This window comes from Salipiger thiooxidans (assembly GCF_900102075.1).
Lineage (GTDB): Bacteria > Pseudomonadota > Alphaproteobacteria > Rhodobacterales > Rhodobacteraceae > Salipiger > Salipiger thiooxidans.
This window is the reverse complement of record NZ_FNAV01000039.1, coordinates 1-16,639: the sequence shown is the minus strand read 5'-3', so window position 1 is coordinate 16,639 and position 16,639 is coordinate 1. Positions and strand designations below refer to the sequence as shown.

At 63.3% G+C, this 16,639-nt stretch carries 17 protein-coding genes and 1 pseudogene; 7 read left to right on the top strand and 11 right to left on the bottom strand.

The annotated features are described in order from the left end of the window. Window positions 1-143: 143 nt before the first annotated feature. The 3 genes and pseudogenes from rnk to BLQ77_RS29775 form a co-directional block, all read right to left on the bottom strand. A pseudogene (rnk, locus tag BLQ77_RS27050) lies at window positions 144-560 on the bottom strand (nucleoside diphosphate kinase regulator); the annotation flags it as partial. Window positions 561-642: 82 nt separating this feature from the next. Continuing rightward, window positions 643-1,110, bottom strand: a complete 468-nt coding sequence (locus tag BLQ77_RS27045; RefSeq protein WP_089964179.1) for a hypothetical protein — start codon at window positions 1,108-1,110, stop codon at window positions 643-645. A gap of 605 nt (window positions 1,111-1,715) precedes the next feature. Further along, complete coding sequence (locus BLQ77_RS29775; RefSeq protein ID WP_278184740.1) at window positions 1,716-2,015, bottom strand: DUF1127 domain-containing protein; 300 nt, start codon at window positions 2,013-2,015, stop codon at window positions 1,716-1,718. Window positions 2,016-2,645: 630 nt separating this feature from the next. Between BLQ77_RS29775 and BLQ77_RS28560 the strand changes: the two genes are divergently transcribed. Further along, window positions 2,646-3,104, top strand: a complete 459-nt coding sequence (locus tag BLQ77_RS28560; RefSeq protein ID WP_131822082.1) for a hypothetical protein — start codon at window positions 2,646-2,648, stop codon at window positions 3,102-3,104. 92 nt (window positions 3,105-3,196) lie between these two features. Here the strand turns inward: BLQ77_RS28560 and BLQ77_RS27030 are convergent, their stop codons facing one another. The 8 genes from BLQ77_RS27030 to BLQ77_RS26995 all read right to left on the bottom strand — a co-directional run bounded on the left by BLQ77_RS27030 (window position 3,197) and on the right by BLQ77_RS26995 (window position 10,312). Next, entirely contained in the window at window positions 3,197-3,577 is a 381-nt protein-coding gene (locus BLQ77_RS27030; RefSeq protein WP_089964176.1) for an RrF2 family transcriptional regulator, read from the bottom strand. Window positions 3,578-4,170: 593 nt separating this feature from the next. Next, window positions 4,171-5,085, bottom strand: coding sequence for an aminotransferase class IV (locus BLQ77_RS27025; RefSeq protein ID WP_089964175.1), 915 nt, complete (start codon window positions 5,083-5,085; stop codon window positions 4,171-4,173). Between the two features lie 25 nt (window positions 5,086-5,110). Beyond that, complete coding sequence (locus tag BLQ77_RS27020; RefSeq protein ID WP_089964174.1) at window positions 5,111-5,884, bottom strand: amino acid ABC transporter ATP-binding protein; 774 nt, start codon at window positions 5,882-5,884, stop codon at window positions 5,111-5,113. A gap of 17 nt (window positions 5,885-5,901) precedes the next feature. After that, a complete protein-coding gene (locus BLQ77_RS27015) occupies window positions 5,902-6,567 on the bottom strand; it encodes an amino acid ABC transporter permease (protein ID WP_089964173.1) in 666 nt (221 codons plus the stop codon). A 10-nt stretch (window positions 6,568-6,577) separates the two neighbouring features. Then, window positions 6,578-7,243 (bottom strand): amino acid ABC transporter permease, encoded by a 666-nt coding sequence (locus tag BLQ77_RS27010; RefSeq protein WP_089964172.1) that lies wholly within the window; start codon window positions 7,241-7,243, stop codon window positions 6,578-6,580. Between the two features lie 66 nt (window positions 7,244-7,309). Next, window positions 7,310-8,131, bottom strand: a complete 822-nt coding sequence (locus tag BLQ77_RS27005; RefSeq protein WP_008888011.1) for a transporter substrate-binding domain-containing protein — start codon at window positions 8,129-8,131, stop codon at window positions 7,310-7,312. Beyond that, the gene (locus BLQ77_RS27000) at window positions 8,128-8,820 is read right to left on the bottom strand and encodes a GntR family transcriptional regulator (protein ID WP_089964171.1); all 693 of its coding nucleotides are present in this window, start codon (window positions 8,818-8,820) and stop codon (window positions 8,128-8,130) included. The genes BLQ77_RS27005 and BLQ77_RS27000 overlap by 4 nt, the downstream gene beginning before the upstream one ends. A 460-nt stretch (window positions 8,821-9,280) precedes the next feature. Continuing rightward, entirely contained in the window at window positions 9,281-10,312 is a 1,032-nt protein-coding gene (locus tag BLQ77_RS26995) for a substrate-binding domain-containing protein (RefSeq protein WP_089964170.1), read from the bottom strand. 235 nt (window positions 10,313-10,547) lie between these two features. Here BLQ77_RS26995 and BLQ77_RS26990 point away from each other — a divergent pair, with 235 nt between their 5' ends. The 6 genes from BLQ77_RS26990 to BLQ77_RS26965 all read left to right on the top strand — a co-directional run. Then, window positions 10,548-11,582 (top strand): ABC transporter substrate-binding protein, encoded by a 1,035-nt coding sequence (locus tag BLQ77_RS26990; protein ID WP_089964169.1) that lies wholly within the window; start codon window positions 10,548-10,550, stop codon window positions 11,580-11,582. A 62-nt stretch (window positions 11,583-11,644) separates the two neighbouring features. Beyond that, complete coding sequence (locus BLQ77_RS26985; protein ID WP_008887888.1) at window positions 11,645-12,421, top strand: ATP-binding cassette domain-containing protein; 777 nt, start codon at window positions 11,645-11,647, stop codon at window positions 12,419-12,421. After that, entirely contained in the window at window positions 12,418-13,650 is a 1,233-nt protein-coding gene (locus tag BLQ77_RS26980) for a sugar ABC transporter permease (protein ID WP_089964168.1), read from the top strand. The genes BLQ77_RS26985 and BLQ77_RS26980 overlap by 4 nt, the downstream gene beginning before the upstream one ends. Before the next feature lie 10 nt (window positions 13,651-13,660). Then, complete coding sequence (locus tag BLQ77_RS26975; protein ID WP_089964167.1) at window positions 13,661-14,383, top strand: SDR family oxidoreductase; 723 nt, start codon at window positions 13,661-13,663, stop codon at window positions 14,381-14,383. Between the two features lies 1 nt (window position 14,384). Further along, window positions 14,385-15,947, top strand: a complete 1,563-nt coding sequence (locus BLQ77_RS26970; RefSeq protein WP_165617227.1) for an FGGY-family carbohydrate kinase — start codon at window positions 14,385-14,387, stop codon at window positions 15,945-15,947. Window positions 15,948-16,398: 451 nt separating this feature from the next. After that, a partial coding sequence (locus BLQ77_RS26965) for a helix-turn-helix domain-containing protein (protein WP_242661886.1) occupies window positions 16,399-16,639 on the top strand: 241 nt, incomplete at its 3' end.

The following is a 16,639-nucleotide window of genomic DNA, read 5'->3' as shown; positions in this document are numbered from 1 at the left end:
CGCGGGGGCTTGGTCGTATCCGCTTCTCCCAAGGCCAGAATACCCGCCAGATCGCCGCTGAGCTCGATCCTGTGGCCATCGGGCGCGTCCGCTGCCGGAACCATCCGGATCCCGGAGATCAGGGCCCGCATCGCCTCAGCGGCCGGGATCCGAACTGCGGGGGCTGAAAGGGCAGTGACCAGATCTCCGTCCCTGGTATCCCAGTGGAGCGATGCGCCCTCTGCCAGTCCGATCAGGGCAACACCGATCGGTGTGAGGATCGAGATCCGGCCGCGTGCGATGTCGGCGTCCTCGGGAAAGACTGGTGTTACCGTCTTTTCCTGGCCGTTCGACTCATCCCGATAGGTGACCGCGCGACCGATGGCCACAACGTTCTGCGGGAGTTTCGCCGCCGGAACGATGCGGGCTCGCCCGATTTCGCCGAGCAGCCTGTCGGCAAGGTCCGGATTGCGCTCGATCGCGCCCTCGGCAAGTGCCTCGAGCCTGCCCAGGGAGTCAGCGCTTATGACGACCCTGGGCGGTCGGCCGGTGCCACGAGAGGCAGAGCGTTGTTTGTTCATCGTAGTTTCCTTTCAATCGACTTATGGTGTGAGAGAATTACGGGTGCCAAAGCCCCCGACCCGCCAGAGACGGATCAATGCATCAGGCCGCGGCGTGATCCGGCGACGGGCGCACATCCAGGACGACGACGACTTCGATCTGACCGTCGTCCCGCAGGAGCGGAACCTTCTGCAGCTTTCGCATTCCGATCAGGGTGGCTCCAAGCAATGAAGCAACGAGGATATCTCCCGGGACCGGCGCGGGGTTCATGGAAAGCAGGCCGCTGCGAGCGCCTTCACCGCTGATCATGTAGGTGACATGGGATCCCGCCACGACGAGATCAGGCGAGGCCGGCTCGGGAGTTCCGCGCGAGATCCGCAGCTTGTGACGCAGCAGCCCATTCAGAAGAGGGGGATTTGGCGAATTCCTGGTTCCGCGATGGCGGAGCAGGCGTTCGATGCCGAGCCGGTCGTCGACAGTGAGGAGAAAGCCGCTCCCGACAGCGGAGCGTTCGAAGAGCGATCGAAAGTCACTGCCGGCAGGCAGGTGGGGGATCCTGGTAATGGTCATGATGTGTCTCCCGGAGCGGTGAAGCCCGCGTTCTCAGATGCAAGGATGTGAGAAAGCCCCGGGTGGTCGAAGACGCGCTTATGCGCAGACCGCCCGGGGACCCGGGCGGTTCAGAAGCAGAAACCGGAAAAGGTTCTCGTGCGTGACCATGAGAAGACCTTAGTCTTTGGGCGCACCCTGTCAATCTTGCAGACCGGGCCGGTTCTGGAACGGACAAGGATGCACAGATCTCGAGAAGGTGAAGACGGCGAATTGATGACGAGGTCCACGAGGCGGACTTCGACATCAGGTGGTTACCGACGGCGCATCTCGAAGAATGAGCCACGTCGAGCGTCCTGGATCGGCCGGCGATGTGGCAGCGGGATGATGTTTGCCGATGTCGTGCGACCACCATCGTCTTCCCACCGCGCCAGGCATTTGGCGCTCGGCTCAGCGACCGACCTCTCCATGTCACTTGGCCGGAAAAGCTCCGGAAACAGTTCTTCGAAATCTGCCTTGCAAACCATCATTTGTCACTCCCTTCCATCGCTCCAAAGGGAGCCACTACACGGTGGAGGCTGCGCACCACTGCAGTCAGTGGCGCGCATTCCCGGGAATTGGCCCGGCTATGCCGTTCGGCCGCGCCACCGCGCATCAATTTGCACATCCGAAGAAACTGGACGCATGCTCAGTTCGCGATCCGTGAGACCATTGACGACGCGCGGGATATCACTGCGATCAATCCCGATGTCGCGCAGCAGGCGATCGTCCATGCCTCGAAGATTTTTGATCATCTTCCGGCGTTGCCATTGGAGAAATGTGGTCCGGAGCCAACGTCGAAACGCTCCGGGCTTGCGGTTGCGCTGTCTGGCCGTTCGAGGGGATGAGAAGTGAGGGGTTTTGGATTTGAAGACGTGGGGGTGCATGTCATGCTCCATGACGAAGAAACTGAACCGAGACGCACGCACCACGTCAGCCGGGCGCCCCGCACAGGCGTGATCTTTCGGCCAGATTGGCGCGTTTGCCACTTCGACTGATCTGTAAGAGATCGAGAGGACCCCGAGGCGCGGACCGGCAAGCGGCCTGATCCCGCCCGGGGCTACCGGCGGTTCAGTGTGTTTCCTGCGTTGAGCAGGAACCTCGTATGAAGACGGAACATGGTCATGATTGAGATATCGGCAATTCGCATGGGTATATCAAGCGCACGGCGTGGCCTGCGACTTTCTGGCACTGACGCCATCAGAGGCGGACGAAGCTCATGGATGATGCCCCGCCAAAGGAGATGGCTGACCTCGCTCTCATTGTCGCGCAGCAGTGAGGACCAGATACTATAGTGTTGTCACTTCGCCGCACCACGGCCGTGACGGTTGACAGAATCCATTTGTTGCATAGCTTACATGCATGGTTACGAACGAAAGCCTCTTCCGGTTTCTGCTTCTGAACCGCCTCCCTGCCCGGGCGGCGAGCGCGTAACCGCGTTCACGGCCACCCGGGGATTTCTCGAACATTTTGATAGAGACAACGGGTCTGCTGAGATCAGCCCCTGGGAGACAAACATGACCAACGCACAACATGTGCGGGTGCCGAATAGCTATGCTTACGACACCACGCCAGAAAAACACCTCAATGGTGTAGAGTTTTATCTTCGGCCTTCTGACCGCGCCGACATCGAGTGGCTACTTTCCCGAGATGACCCCGCGGCACGGAATATGCCGCGTCTTGTAGAAGGGATCCTGCGCTACAAGATGCGGACGGCCGGGAAAGCGTCTGGCAAAGGCATCGACCAAATCGCATTGCCTATGAAACGCATCACATATGCTGAAAACAATGGCCCTGCACAAAAGGGCATTTTGACAATGAGCATAGTAGAACGGCCGGGCCGCATTCCGGTGGGGTCCTTGCTCGGCGCAACACTCTTGGGCATGTCAAGACACCAAGAAGAGCCCCTGAAGAAAGAAGACGGTCGCACTGTCATTGTCGGCATTTTGAAGATCGAAACAGTGGAACCGGTCTAACGCGTCGAGTAGCAGGCCGATCTGCGGCAAGGAATCGCGTGTGACTTGCCGTCTCGGTTAATCTGCGCCGCCTTAGCGCCGCCATCGCCGTGTCAGGCAGGTTCCGGTGCGGGGAGGGCGACATCAGCAAGGGTCGAGCAGTTGAGGTTCTCGATAAAGGCCATCTCGGCCACCCGAAGCCGGGTCGTCAGGCGACAGCGTCTGTCGATCGTGCAGTCTCCAGCGTTCGGTTGAAAGCACTCGACAAGGGCTTGGCCCTCTTCCAGCACCAAAATCGCGTCTCCCAACCGGATCTCCTTCGGGGGACGCGCCAGGGTGGCACCGGCACCGCCTCCACGGCGTGTCTGCACCAGCCCGGCCCGACTGAGTTTTTGTATGATCTTAATAAGATGGTTGCGGGAAAGCTGAAATTCCTCGGCCAGATCAGCCGTGGAAAAGCCCGGTCCGGCGCGCTGGCAAGGCGTATCAGCCATCAATGAAGTGGTATTTGCAGTGCCTATTATGGCGCTTATTCAGAGAAGTGCATAGTCTTGGCGCGGAGAGGCGGCTCCTGCCACGAGAATGACTATGCCTGAAGTTCGGAGTTCGGACATGGGCAATGGGTCCAACAGCTTCAAGAGCGAGGTGTAACCCGTCAGAAACACTGGGACACTGGGCCATCAAGCGTCGCTAGGTGTCGCAAGCCGTCATCATCTGTCTCTGCCCAACGAAATAAGGACATCTGACGCGACTGATGGCGCGCTGGAGCTGGTCAGGCGGTCGAGCGCGACAACTCCGAAACGTCAAAATAACCGGGACACGACGTGGGCGAGCACGCGGACGAGAGCGTCTCGCGCAGAAGCGCGGTTTGTGCAGGCGGCCTCCCGGCGCCCAATAACCCAAGGGGTTTTGACATCCTCGCGCCTCGAATTTGGCCACCATCCGCACACTCCTTTGTGTCAAGTCGAGACGGCGAGTTCGGATAGGCGATCTCATCGCGCCGGATCAGCGTTCGCAGGCGGAACGGCGCGAAGATCCGATGCAGGGCCGACCGCCTGCGAAGGTGGCGCAAGCGACCGGCCATGGCTTAGCCTTGAATGTAGGCCTGGTATAGGTCGTTTATTCTGGCAGTTTTCGGGCCAGGCTTGCCGGTGCCGATGGGACGGCCATCGATGGTGGCCACCGGTGTGATGCCGCCGAGCGTGCCGGTGCAGAAGGCCTCGTCCGCGGAGTAGACCTCTGCGAGGGTGAAGGGCGCTTCACGGACGGCCAGCCCTGCATCCTTCCAGACCCTGATCGCCTTCTTGCGGGTGATGCCGTTGAAACAGGTCATGCCGTCCGACGTCCACAGTTCGTCGCCGCGGATGATGAAGAAGTTCGTCGAGTTGCACGACGCCACGAACCCTCGATCGTCCAGCATCAGCGCCTCATCCGCACCCATGTTGATCGCCTGGATCAGCGCCTGGATGAAGTTGAGCCGGCTGTGCGAGTTCAGGCGCAGGTCGAAGACATCCGGCGTCGAGCAGCGGATCGTCGAGGTCATCAGCCTGAGACCCTTTGCCTTCAGTTCGGGGTTGGGCTGCTTCCATTCGGCGACGATGACGATGGTGGCGCCGCCGACGATGAAGCGCGGATCCTGGTTCGGTGTCGACTTGCGCCCCCGCGAGATCATCATGCGGATATGGACGCCATCTTCCATCTTGTTGTGGCGCAGGCACTTCCAGATCTCCTCGACGAGGCCGGCCTTGTCGAAGCCGATGTCGAGCTGGATGGAGCATGCGCCTTCGAAGATGCGGTCGATGTGCTCGTCGATGGCAAGAAGCTTGCCGTTGATCAGGCGGATGCCTTCCCAGACGCCGTCGCCAAGCACGAAGCCTGCGTCGAAGATCGAGACCTTGGCCTCGTCCCGGCTGAAGAATTCACCGTTCACGTAGATCTCCACGCCATCGTTGCGCGGGTCTTTCACGTAGCTCTGGGAAGAGGAGCTGCTGAGGGGTGTCATGGTCTTACCTTGATGTCAGGGGTGTTCAGAATGCGAATTCGCCGAAGCGGCGCAGGAAGTCCTGGGTGCGCGCCTGCTTGGGGTGCTTGAGGATCTCGTCCGGGGTGCCGACCTCGTGGAAGACGCCCTCGGCGAGGAAGATCACCTTGGTGGCGAAGTGATAGGCAAAGCCGAGCTCGTGGGTGACGAGAAGCATGGTGCGCCCCTCTTCGGCCAGCTGCTTGATGACCCGCAGCACCTCGCCCACCAGCTCGGGATCGAGCGAAGAGGTCGGCTCGTCGAAGAGCAGGATCTCGGGCTGCATCGACAGCGCCCGCGCGATTGCGACGCGCTGCTGCTGACCGCCGGAGAGGCGTCCGGGCCAGGCGTCGTGCTTTTCCGAAAGGCCGACCTTGGCAAGCTCGGCCTCGGCGATCCGGCGCGCCTCGGGCTTGGATTTGCCCTGCACCGTCACGAGCCCTTCCATGACGTTGTTTAGAACGCTCATGTGGGGGAAGAGGTTGAACTGCTGGAACACCATGCCGAGACGTTCGCGCACTTGGCAAAGCTGCTTCTCAGGATAGGTGACGGTGCCTTTTTTCTCGACGCCGATGCGGGTGCCGTCGAGCCAGATCTCGCCCTCGCTCAGCGTTTCCATGAAGTTCATGCAGCGCAGGAAGGTGGACTTGCCGGAGCCCGAGCCGCCGATGATCGCGACGCGCTCGCCCGGCTCGACGGTGAAATCGATGCCCTTGAGCACGTGGTGGTCGCCGAACCGCTTGTGCAGGCCCTTTACTTCCAGAATGGGTTTGCCGGTCATGAGAGTTCCTTTCCGGGTCAGTTGGACCGCGCCAGGTGCTTTTCGAGGCGCCCGGCAAGGAAGGTGCCGGGGTAGATCAGGACGAAGTAGATGAAAGCCACCGCCGTCAGGATCTCGAAGGGTCGGTAGTAGGTCGAGGACAACAGGCGGCCCTGGTACATCAGCTCATGCACCGAGATCACCGAGGCCAGCGAGGACATCTTGGCCACCTCGATCGTGCGATTGGTGAAGGCCGGCAGCATGCGCTTGATCACCTGCGGCAGGATCACCCGGCGCATGGCCTGCGCACGGCTCATTCCGATGGCGAGCGCGCCCTCCATCTGGCCGCGGTGGATCGACCTGATGCCGCCGCGAAAGATCTCCGAGGCATAGGCAGAGGTGTTCAGCGTCAGCCCGAGCAGGGCTGCGGCATAAGGGCTGAGCTGCACGCCGACGAGGATCGGAAAGGCGTAGTAGAACCAGATGAGCTGGATCAGCACCGGCGTGTCACGGAACAGCTCGACATAGACAAGGCTGGTGCCACGGATCCAGCCGCGGCGCGCGAGCCGCGCCTGTGCCAGCAGGAAGCCCCCCGCGAGGCCGATGACGATGGAGGGGATCCAGATCTGGATGGTGACCCAGAGCCCGCGCAGCAGGACGATCCAGTTGTCGGTGACGATGCTGAAGTCGGGAACGTAGTTCATCGGGGCGCCCTCACTGGTAGGCCGTCAGCCGAGCTTCGGCTAGGCGGGCAAACTGGCTCGCCGTGACCAGCAGCACGAGGTACATCAGCGCGATGGTCGTGTAGACCTCGAGCGGGCGGAAGGTCTCTGCGTTCACCATCATCGCCTGATAGAGCAGGTCGGCGTAGGCGAGCGTCGAGGCCAGGGCGGTGGTCTTCAGCAGCTCGAAGCTGCGCTCGATGAACGGCGGCACCATGCGGGCGATGGCCTGCGGCACGATCACCCGGCGCATCAGTGCGGAATGGGTCATGCCGAGCGCCCGTCCGCCTTCCCACTGACCGCGCTCGATGGAGACGATGCCGCCCCGGAAAACCTCGGCGTAGAAGGCACCCGATTGCGTCGACAGCGCCAGCACCGCGGCAACGTAGGGATCGAGGCTGACCGCCAGCATCACCGGCAGCGCGTAGAAGAACCAGAAGAAGTGAACGATCGGCGGCGTGTTGCGATAGAACTCGATGAAGACGAGCGACGGGATGTTCAGCCACTTGCGTGTCGAGAGGCGCATCATCGCGAGGACGAGCCCCACAAGAACGCCCAGCACGATCGAGACGGCAGCGATCTTCACGGTGTTGAGCAGCCCCAGCGCGAGCATGTCGAAACGCTCCAGCACCGGGCCGAAGTCCCAGGAATAGTCCATGTGACGGCTTTCGTTGGATCGGAGGGGGCGCGGACCCGCCGGTGGCCGGCCGGTCCGCGCAGGGACTTACCAGTCTTCCTTGACCAGTCCGGGAATGCCGCTCGGATCAATGTCCTTGCTGGCGAGGTATTCGCCGAAAAGCTCGTCCGGCACGCCGGCGGCGTAGAGGTCGGCAAAGGTGGTGTTCACCCAATCGAGGAACTCGGTCCCGTCTTCCTGACGCATGCCCGCCGAGGTCGCCACCGGGTTGACCGGCTCGGGCAGCAGCACCTCACCCATCTTCAGGCGCGAATACTGCACGACAAGGGCCGGGTGGAACTGCACCACCGCGTCGATGCGGCCCGCGGCGAACGCGGCGATGGCCTCGTCGTTGGACGAGAAGCGGCTGATCTGCGCCTCGTCCATCATCTCGCTCACGTTGCGGTCCAGCGAGGTGCCCAGCGTGACGCCGATGCGGGTCTCGGGCGTGTCGAGTTCATCCCAGGTTTTCGCCTCGGAACCCTCTTTCACCAGCGCGCCCATGGCGTAGTAGAAGAGCGGGTTTTCCGGGAAGGAGAGCGCCTTCTTGCGCTCCTCGGTGGGGTCGAGCACGAACATGATGTCGAACTGGTTGGCCTGCAGGCCGGCCACGGCGTTGGCCCAGGTCGTCTCGACGGGGACCATCTTCACGCCAAGGTCGTCAGCCATGCGCTGCCCCATGGCGACGCCGACGCCGGTCCATTGCTCCGACATCGGATCCTTGTAGAACCATGGCTCGGCCGAGGCGACGCCGATACGCAGCTCGCCGGTCTCCTTGACCTGCGCCATGGTGCCGCTGTCTTGCGCATGAGCCATCGGCGCAAGCGCCATCGCGGCCGTGGCCGCGAGAATGAGGGAACGTCTTTTCATGTCTTTCTCCTGTTGGAACCGGCCTTCTCAACCTCCACCGAGGAGACGAAGGCCATGGTCTTGTCGAGCCCGCGGCTCATGTGATCGCGGATCTCGTCCTTCATCCGCTCGCGGCTGTCTCCCAGCGCGAGGCGGACGTAGTCATCATGGCTTTCCCGTTTGGGGCCCGTGATGCCGTGCGCGCGGTGGTGCGCAGCCCAGTAGAGCTGAAGCCGGGCGCGGATGCCGCTCCAGCTCGACAGCAGGATGCCGTTGCCGCAGGTTTCGTAGGCAAGGCCATGCAGGTCGAGCTCGGCGTCGATGGAGCGGATGTCGTCTCCTGCGTCGATCGCCTCGAGCAGCGCCGCGTGCCGCGCTATGAGTGCCGCGCGGAACGCTCCATCGCGGCGCTCCCAGATCTGCTCGAAGGCGAAGATCTCGAGGCAAATGCGCATGGAATAGATGTCACCGATGTCTGCCGAGGTGAGCTGCAGCACCCGGGTGCCGGTGTAGGGCACGGTGACCAGAAGCCCTTCGTCCGTCAGGTGCCGCATCGCCTCGCGCATCGGCCCCCGGCTCACGCCGAAGCGGACGGCGAGGGCGGTTTCCGTTACCGCCTCCCCTGGCTGGAACTCACCCGAGAGGATGGCGCCGCGCAGCAGACCGCCGAGCTGGGCGCCCATCGTTTCTCGCTTGATCATGCTGGTCATCGGGAGCTCTTTCAGGGAATCCTGTTGTAGATTGTCTACAATCATCGAGAGCGCAGCAGAAGGGTTTATGATTGGAGATTGTCTACAATCTCCATGAATCCTCTCTCTGCCTGTTTTGCAGGCAGAGAGAGGGCTGCTTTTCCGTCATTTCAGCATGAATTTCCCGGGTTCATACCGGAATACAGGTGAAGCCTGGCGCCTTCACCGCACTTCCGTGTGACGCGCACTGCCAAAAGACCTGTGACTGTGAAGAGCGCCAGCATGGCGCCTGTCACCCGCCGCGCTGCAGCCCACAGCCCCATGTGATCAGCGGAGACCACCATCTTCACGCTGCGCAGGACGTCGTTCCAGAATGGGGAGCGGGATCAGAAAACAGTCCGGGGGAGTGACTCCCGGGGGACCGCGGTCATCATGATCTTGTGCGGTCTTCCGGCATCGCGCAATCGCTGTGCAAAGACCCTCAGGCGGCGGGTGTGATATGTGGCAGACGGAGAATGCAAGGCACCTTCGTCACGTCGATCTGCGCATTCGGGAGGTCACCCATCCTTGCCACCAGTGCCGCGATTAGGCTCGGTACATCCTGCTCGACCATGCCGACATTTTGCGGCAGCAAGGCGCCGAAAGGGTCGTAGTCGAAGCTGCCGTAGCGCATTCCGGCGGCCTCCGCAGGGGGCAGCGACTGCATCCATTGCACCACGCCTTCGAGGGTGATGGTCGAATTCACGAAAATACCCCGGGCGCGCGTTGCCATCCCTTCGAGGACCGCGCGCGCCTTCTCGGGCGCGTAGCCCGGCATCAGAACGTTGTCTTCGGGCACCTCGATCCCGCGCGCGGCATGCGCGTCGAGAAAGCCGCGCCGCCGTTCCTTGGTGTTGTGATCATCGAGGCGCCCACCGATGAAGATCAGCGGTGCCCGCGATCCCAGCTCTTGCTCGCAAGCGTCGAGGATGACGTTTGTGAGGTCCAGGGCACCGGAGTAGCTGTCGGAAATGATCGACGGCGCCCGGCCGCCCGGCAGATCGAGGTTGATGGTAGCGACCCCGTTGGCGGCGCAGAGCTCGGCGATATGATCCGGGTTGGTCGCGCCACAGGCCACGAGGCAATCGACCTGGTAGGACAGCAACCCGCGGACCGCCTCGACCTCGAGATCGGGGTCGCGCTGCGTGCAGGTGATGACCGGAAAGAGACCCTCGGCGCGCGCGGCCTCCTCGAAGCGCTCCGCGATCGCGCCGAAGAAGCGGTTGTCGTATTTCGGAATGATCATGCCGACGATGTTGGATTTCTCGCGGCGCAGGACGCTGGCCTGGATGTTGAGCGCGTAGCCATTCTCCTCGGCGGCGCTCAGCACGCGATCGGCGAGCTTCTGGCTGATTCTGCGCTTCTTCCACGATCCGTTGAGCACGGAGGAGACGGCTGTGGGGGAGGTGCCGACGATCCTCGCCAAATCGTAGATCGTTGTCCGCCTTGAGGAAATTCCGTCATCGGTCGTCATGAGGATACCTCTCCCAAAGTTTGTTCGCTCAGCGATGTTGACAGGATCGAAGGCCGAGAGCAATTATGCTCTATCGGTTGAGCATTGGAATAATGCCGCGCTCAACCGATAGAGCGCCCAAAGATAGTGCGCTGGGAGGAGGAAACTGTTGCGGGTGCTGCCGGACCGCTTGTCCGGAGGACTCCCTCCTGGTGCGCTGCCCGCAGGGCCGGTCTGACATGACAGGAGGAGTTACATGACCCGGACCCGTTTTCTCGCCGCATCCGCGCTGGCGATCGCATCCGCGACCATGGCGCATGCAGAGGCGACCGTCGCCTTTCTGATGCCCGATCAGGCATCCACCCGTTACGAACAGCACGACTATCCCGGCTTCAAGGCCGCCATGGACAAGCTCTGCCCCGACTGCACGGTGATCTACCAGAACGCCAACGCCGACGTGGCCCTTCAGCAGCAGCAGTTCAACTCGGTGATCGCGCAGGGCGCCAAGGTCGTCGTGCTCGATCCGGTCGACAGTTCCGCTGCGGCGGCACTGGTGCAGATCGCGCACTCCCAGGACGTCAAGGTCGTGGCCTATGACCGGCCGATCCCCGATGTGCCGGCGGATTTCTACGTGTCCTTCGACAATGAGGGCATCGGTCGGGCGATTGCCCAATCCCTCGTCGACCACCTCAAGGCATCGGGCGTCGCCGACGGCGCAGGCGTGCTGCAGATCAACGGCTCGCCCACGGACGCCGCTGCCGGGCTGATCCGCGATGGCATCGACTCCGCGCTCGACAACTCCGCCTACAAGACGCTTTCCGAGTTCGACACCCCGGACTGGGCCCCGCCCAAGGCGCAGGAGTGGGCGGCCGGCCAGATCACCCGCTTCGGCCCTGAAATCAAGGGCATTGTGGCCGCCAACGACGGCACCGCTGGCGGTGCGATCGCGGCGATGAAAGCGGCCGGTGTCGATCCGCTGCCGCCGGTGACCGGCAATGACGCCACCATCGCGGCGCTGCAGCTCATCATCGCGGGCGACCAGTACAACACGATTTCCAAGCCCTCGGAAATCGTTGCCGAGGCTGCGGCAGAAGTGGCGATGAAGCTCGTCAACGGCGAAGAGCCGGAGGCCACCACGACGCTCTACGACACGCCCTCGCAGCTGTTCGTCCCGGCTGTCGTGACGCAGGAGAACATCAAGGCCGAGATTTTCGACAAGGGAATCCAGACCGCTGCCGAGGTCTGCACCGGCGATTACGCCGACCCCTGCGCCGAACTGGGCATCGAATAGTCTTCGGGCCGGAGATCGCCGGGGGCAGCACGATGCCCCCGGCAAAACAGGGAGAAGAGAACATGGAACAGGGTGAGCTGATCCTGAAACTGCGCGGCGTGTCGAAGCAGTTCGGCGCGGTGACCGCGCTCAAGGACATCGAACTGGATGTGCACGCGGGCGAGGTCGTCGCCCTCGTCGGCGACAATGGCGCGGGCAAGTCGACGCTGGTCAAGACGCTCGCCGGTGTGCACCAGCCGACCTCCGGGACCATCGAGTGGTGCGGCACGCCGGTCACGCTCGACAGCCCCGGCACCGCGCTTGCGCTCGGCATCGCCACCGTTTTCCAGGATCTGGCGCTGTGCGAGAACCTCGATGTGGTTGCCAACCTCTTCCTGGGTCACGAGCTGAACCGATGGGCGCTGGATGAAGTGGAAATGGAGGTTCGCGCCTGGACACTCTTGCAGGAACTTGCCGCCCGCATTCCTTCCGTTCGTGAGCCCATCGCCTCGCTCTCGGGCGGCCAGCGACAGACCGTGGCCATCGCCCGTTCGCTGCTGCTCGACCCGAAGATCATCATGCTGGACGAGCCGACCGCCGCGCTTGGCGTCGCGCAGACCGCGGAGGTTCTGAACCTCATCGAGCGCGTCCGGGAGCGCGGGCACGGCGTGATCCTCATCTCGCACAACATGGAGGACGTGCGCGCCGTTGCCGACCGCATCGTCGTCCTGCGCCTCGGCCAGAACAACGGCGTGTTCACCGCCGAAACCTCTCATCAGGAACTTGTCGCCGCGATCACCGGCGCTTCTGAAAACTCGGTCTCTCGCCGCATGGCCCGCAAGCAAGGAGAAGTCGCATGAGCGGCGCCCAACTCGACCGCGCCGACACGCGCGTCCGCCATGACGAAGGTCTCTCCGGGGCACTGCGCGCCTTCTTCGACCGCGTCCGGTCCGGGGACCTCGGAATGCTGCCGGTCTTCATCGGCCTTCTGCTGATCACACTGGTGTTCTCGTCCCTGAACCCCGTGTTTCTTGCCCCCAACAACCTCGTGAATCTGCTGTTCGACGCCGCCGCCATCGGCCTTATCTCGCTTGGCGTCGTCTGCGTGCTGCTGCTGGGCGAAATCGACCTCTCGATCGGCTCGATGTCCGGCCTGTCCTCGGCGCTGGTCGGTGTTCTCTGGGTGAACTCGGGCCTGCCGATGTTGCTTGCCATCCTCGGCGCGGTCCTTGCAGGCGCGGCCGTGGGCTTCATCTATGGCTTCCTGCGCAACAAGTTCGAAATGCCGTCCTTCGTCGCCACGCTCGCAGGGCTGCTGGCACTGCTCGGCCTGCAACTCTATCTGCTGGGGGCCACGGGCTCGATCAACCTGCCCTATACCTCGCCGCTGGTGAAGTTCGGCCAGATCCTCATCATGCCCGCGTGGCTGTCCTATCTCGCGGCGATCCTGCCGGGCGCATTGATGGTCTTTTCGGGGCTGAAGACGTTGAAGCGCCGGCGTGACGCAAACCTCTCCAGCCCGGGACTGTCGGTGCTGCTCGTGAGGGCCGGCGTGCTCACCGTGGCTCTCATCGGCTGCGTCGCCTATCTCGAGCAGGGCCGCGGCGTGCCCTACATGTTCGGTGTCTTCACCCTCTTCGTCGTCGCCCTCGACTATGCGCTGCGCCGCACGCAGTGGGGGCGCTCCATGTTCGCCGTCGGCGGCAATGCCGAGGCCGCGCGCCGTTCCGGCATCTCGGTGAAGAGAATCCGCCTGTCAGCCTTCATGCTCTGTTCGTCTCTGGCGGCCCTTGGAGGCGTCTTCGCCGCCTCCCGCCTTGCCTCCGCCTCGCAGCAGGCCGGAACCGGCGACGTGAACCTGAACGCGATCGCCGCGGCGGTCATAGGGGGAACGTCGCTCTTTGGGGGGCGCGGCTCCGCCTGGTCGGCGCTGCTCGGGATCATCGTGATCCAGGCCATTTCCAACGGTCTCACACTGCTGAATCTCTCCTCCAGCCTGCGCTACATGATTACCGGCGGCGTCCTCGCGATTGCCGTGATCGTCGACAGCCTCGCCCGTCGCTCCCGTGCCTCGCATGGCCGTGCATAAGGACAAGTCCATGAAACTGAACGGCAAAGCGGCCGCCATCACCGGCGCGGCCAGCGGCATCGGTCTCGCCTGCGCCAGGGCGCTTCTGGCGGAAGGGGCCAGGGTCGTGCTGATCGATCGCGACTCCGAGAAACTCTCGCGGCTCTGCAGCGAGCTGGGCGAGAACGCCCATCCCCTCGTGCTCGACCTTTTCGACGGACCCGCTGTTTCGGGTATGGTTCCGCGGATCGAGGATCTCGTCGGCCCGCTCGACATCTTTCACGCCAACGCCGGGGCCTACGTCGGCGGCCCCGCGGCCGAGGGCGACCCGGATGCCTGGGACCGGATGCTGAACCTGAACATCAATGCGGCCTTCCGCTGCGTGAATGCCGTCCTCCCTGGCATGATCGCGCGAAAGTCGGGCGACGTCCTGTTCACCTCCTCGGTGGCAGGCGTCGTCCCGGTCGTCTGGGAACCGATCTACACCGCCTCGAAATTCGCCGTGCAGGCCTTTCTGCACTCGACGCGACGCCAGGTGTCGCAGCATGGCATCCGGATGGGGGCGGTCCTTCCCGGCCCGGTGGTCACGGCTCTTCTCGACGACTGGCCGAAGGAAAAGATGGAGGAGGCGCTTGCGAACGGCTCGCTGATGCAGCCCGAAGAAGTGGCCGCGGCGGTCGTCTTCATGCTCACCCGCCCCAAGGGTGTGGTGATCCGTGACATGGTCATTCTGCCCAACAGCGTGGACCTCTGACATGTATCTAGTCGGCATTGACGTGGGCACGGGCTCGGCAAGAGCGGGTGTCTTCGACGCCCAGGGGGTGCTGAAGGGCGCCGCCTCGCAGGAGGTCGTGCTCTGGAAGGGCCCGGGCAATCGCGTGGAACAATCCTCAGACGATATCTGGTCTGCGGTCTGCGCGGCGGTGCGCCAGGCGGTGAAGGCCGCCGGGGTCGACCCGGCAAGCATCGGCGGCATCGGAGTTGATGCAACCTGCTCGTTGGTGATCCTCGGAGAGGGAGGCGCGCCGCTGCCCGTCGATGCGGACAGGAACATCATCGTCTGGATGGATCATCGCGCCACCGAGCAGGCCGCACGGATCAACGCCCTCGGCCATCCGGTGCTCGACTACGTCGGGGGCGTCATTTCGCCCGAGATGGAGACCCCCAAGCTGCTCTGGCTCAAGGAACATGCGCCCGAGGTCTATGCCGCCGCATGGCAGTTCATGGACCTTACGGACTTCCTGACGTGGAAGGCTTCGGGGGATCTGTCCCGCTCGATCTGCACGGTCACCTGCAAGTGGACCTACCTGGGTCATGAAGGGGGCTGGGACGCGAGCTACTTCGAAAAGGTCGGTCTCGGCGAGCTTGGCAAGGACGGCTTCGCCCGTATCGGCAGCCGCGTCGTCGCTGCGGGAACCGCGCTCGGCACCGGCCTCACAGCGGTGGCGGCGGCGCAAATGGGTCTGCCGGAGGGGACGCCCGTTGGCGCGGGGTTGATCGACGCACATGCGGGCGGCCTCGGCACCGTCGGCACCGGCGGGGATCCGACCGGTGACCTTGCCTATGTCTTCGGCACCTCGTCCTGCACGATGACAACCACGGAGACGCCGGCCTTCGTGCGCGGTGTCTGGGGTCCGTACCACTCGGCGATGATCCCCGGCATGTGGCTCAACGAAGGCGGGCAGTCCGCGGCGGGTGCGGCTGTCGACCAGCTCATCGACCATCACCCCTTTGCTGCCGAGGCGCATGGGCTCGCCGCGGCGGCCGGGCAGAGCCTGCCGTCCTGGCTCGCCGATCAGGTCGGTGACGGGGCGGTTCTCGAACGCGTTCAAGGGGTCCACGTCGTACCGGAGGTGCTCGGCAACCGCGCGCCTCACGCCGATCCGCACCGCCGCGCCACGATCATGGGGATCGGCATGGAGCGAGACCTCGACAGCCTGCTGGCGCTCTACCTCGCGACGATCTGCGGGCTCGGCTACGGGCTGCGTCAGATCATCGAGGCCCAGAGCGCCGCCGGCGCAGAGATCGCCCGCATCGCGATCAGCGGCGGCGCAGGCCGGCATCCGCTGATCCGCCAGATCCTTGCAGATACCACCGGGAAGCCCGTCGTTGCGCCGGAGTCCGCCGAACCTGTCCTGCTTGGCGCCGCCATGCTCGGCGCCTTGGCGGGAGGGCGCTACGAAGATGCCGGCAGCGCCATGAGGGCAATGTCGCGCAGCGGTGGCATCAACCGTCCAAACCCGGAAGCGGTTGCGAAGCATCTGGATCGCTATGTCGTCTTCAAGCAGCTTCAGGCCATTGCTGCGACGGCGGTCTAGTGACGCGCTCCTCGCGTAGAGCTGCAAGCCTGTGGAAGACTGTTCCTGTGATCTGGTTGAGATTTGATTTTCGTAAGTTGAGAATATGAGGGTGAACGCGCACCGGTTCATGAGCCTTGCTGACGCCCCGAAAGGCCGGAGGATTGGCCCAGACATTACTGCGAAGACAGCCCCCCAGCGCGATCGATCACGACGTCCCGATTGCTATCCGCTATCCCGATGACGCCACCAGCCCGTGATCGTGAAGCAGTCGAAGGATTCCAGTTTCCGGTGGTTCAGCTTCGGGGAGCAGAGCATTGCCGTATTTGACACAGCTGCGTTGGTCACACTCTCACAGTTGCACATAACTATGATTACGCGCGCGAACCCTGTAAGCGCCAAGTTAGAATGTCCCACATGAGCAAAGCTGAAGTGTCACACTCCCCTGAATGGGCAGGATTGGAGTGCGGCCGTGGGATTGGTGGTCATGAGCGAGCGCGAGCTGAACCGGATCGAAGTCCTGAGTGATGTGGTGCAAGGCCGGATGTCTGCGGTGGCGGCAGCCTCGGTCTTGGGCCTGAGCCGAAGGCAGGTTCACCGGCTTCTGAAGACGTTCCAGGCCGATGGTCCGGCAGCGATCCGGCACAAGGCCCGCGGACGTCCGTCCAACAACCGGATCGATCCCGCGGTGCGTGAGTTTGCGCTGACGCTGA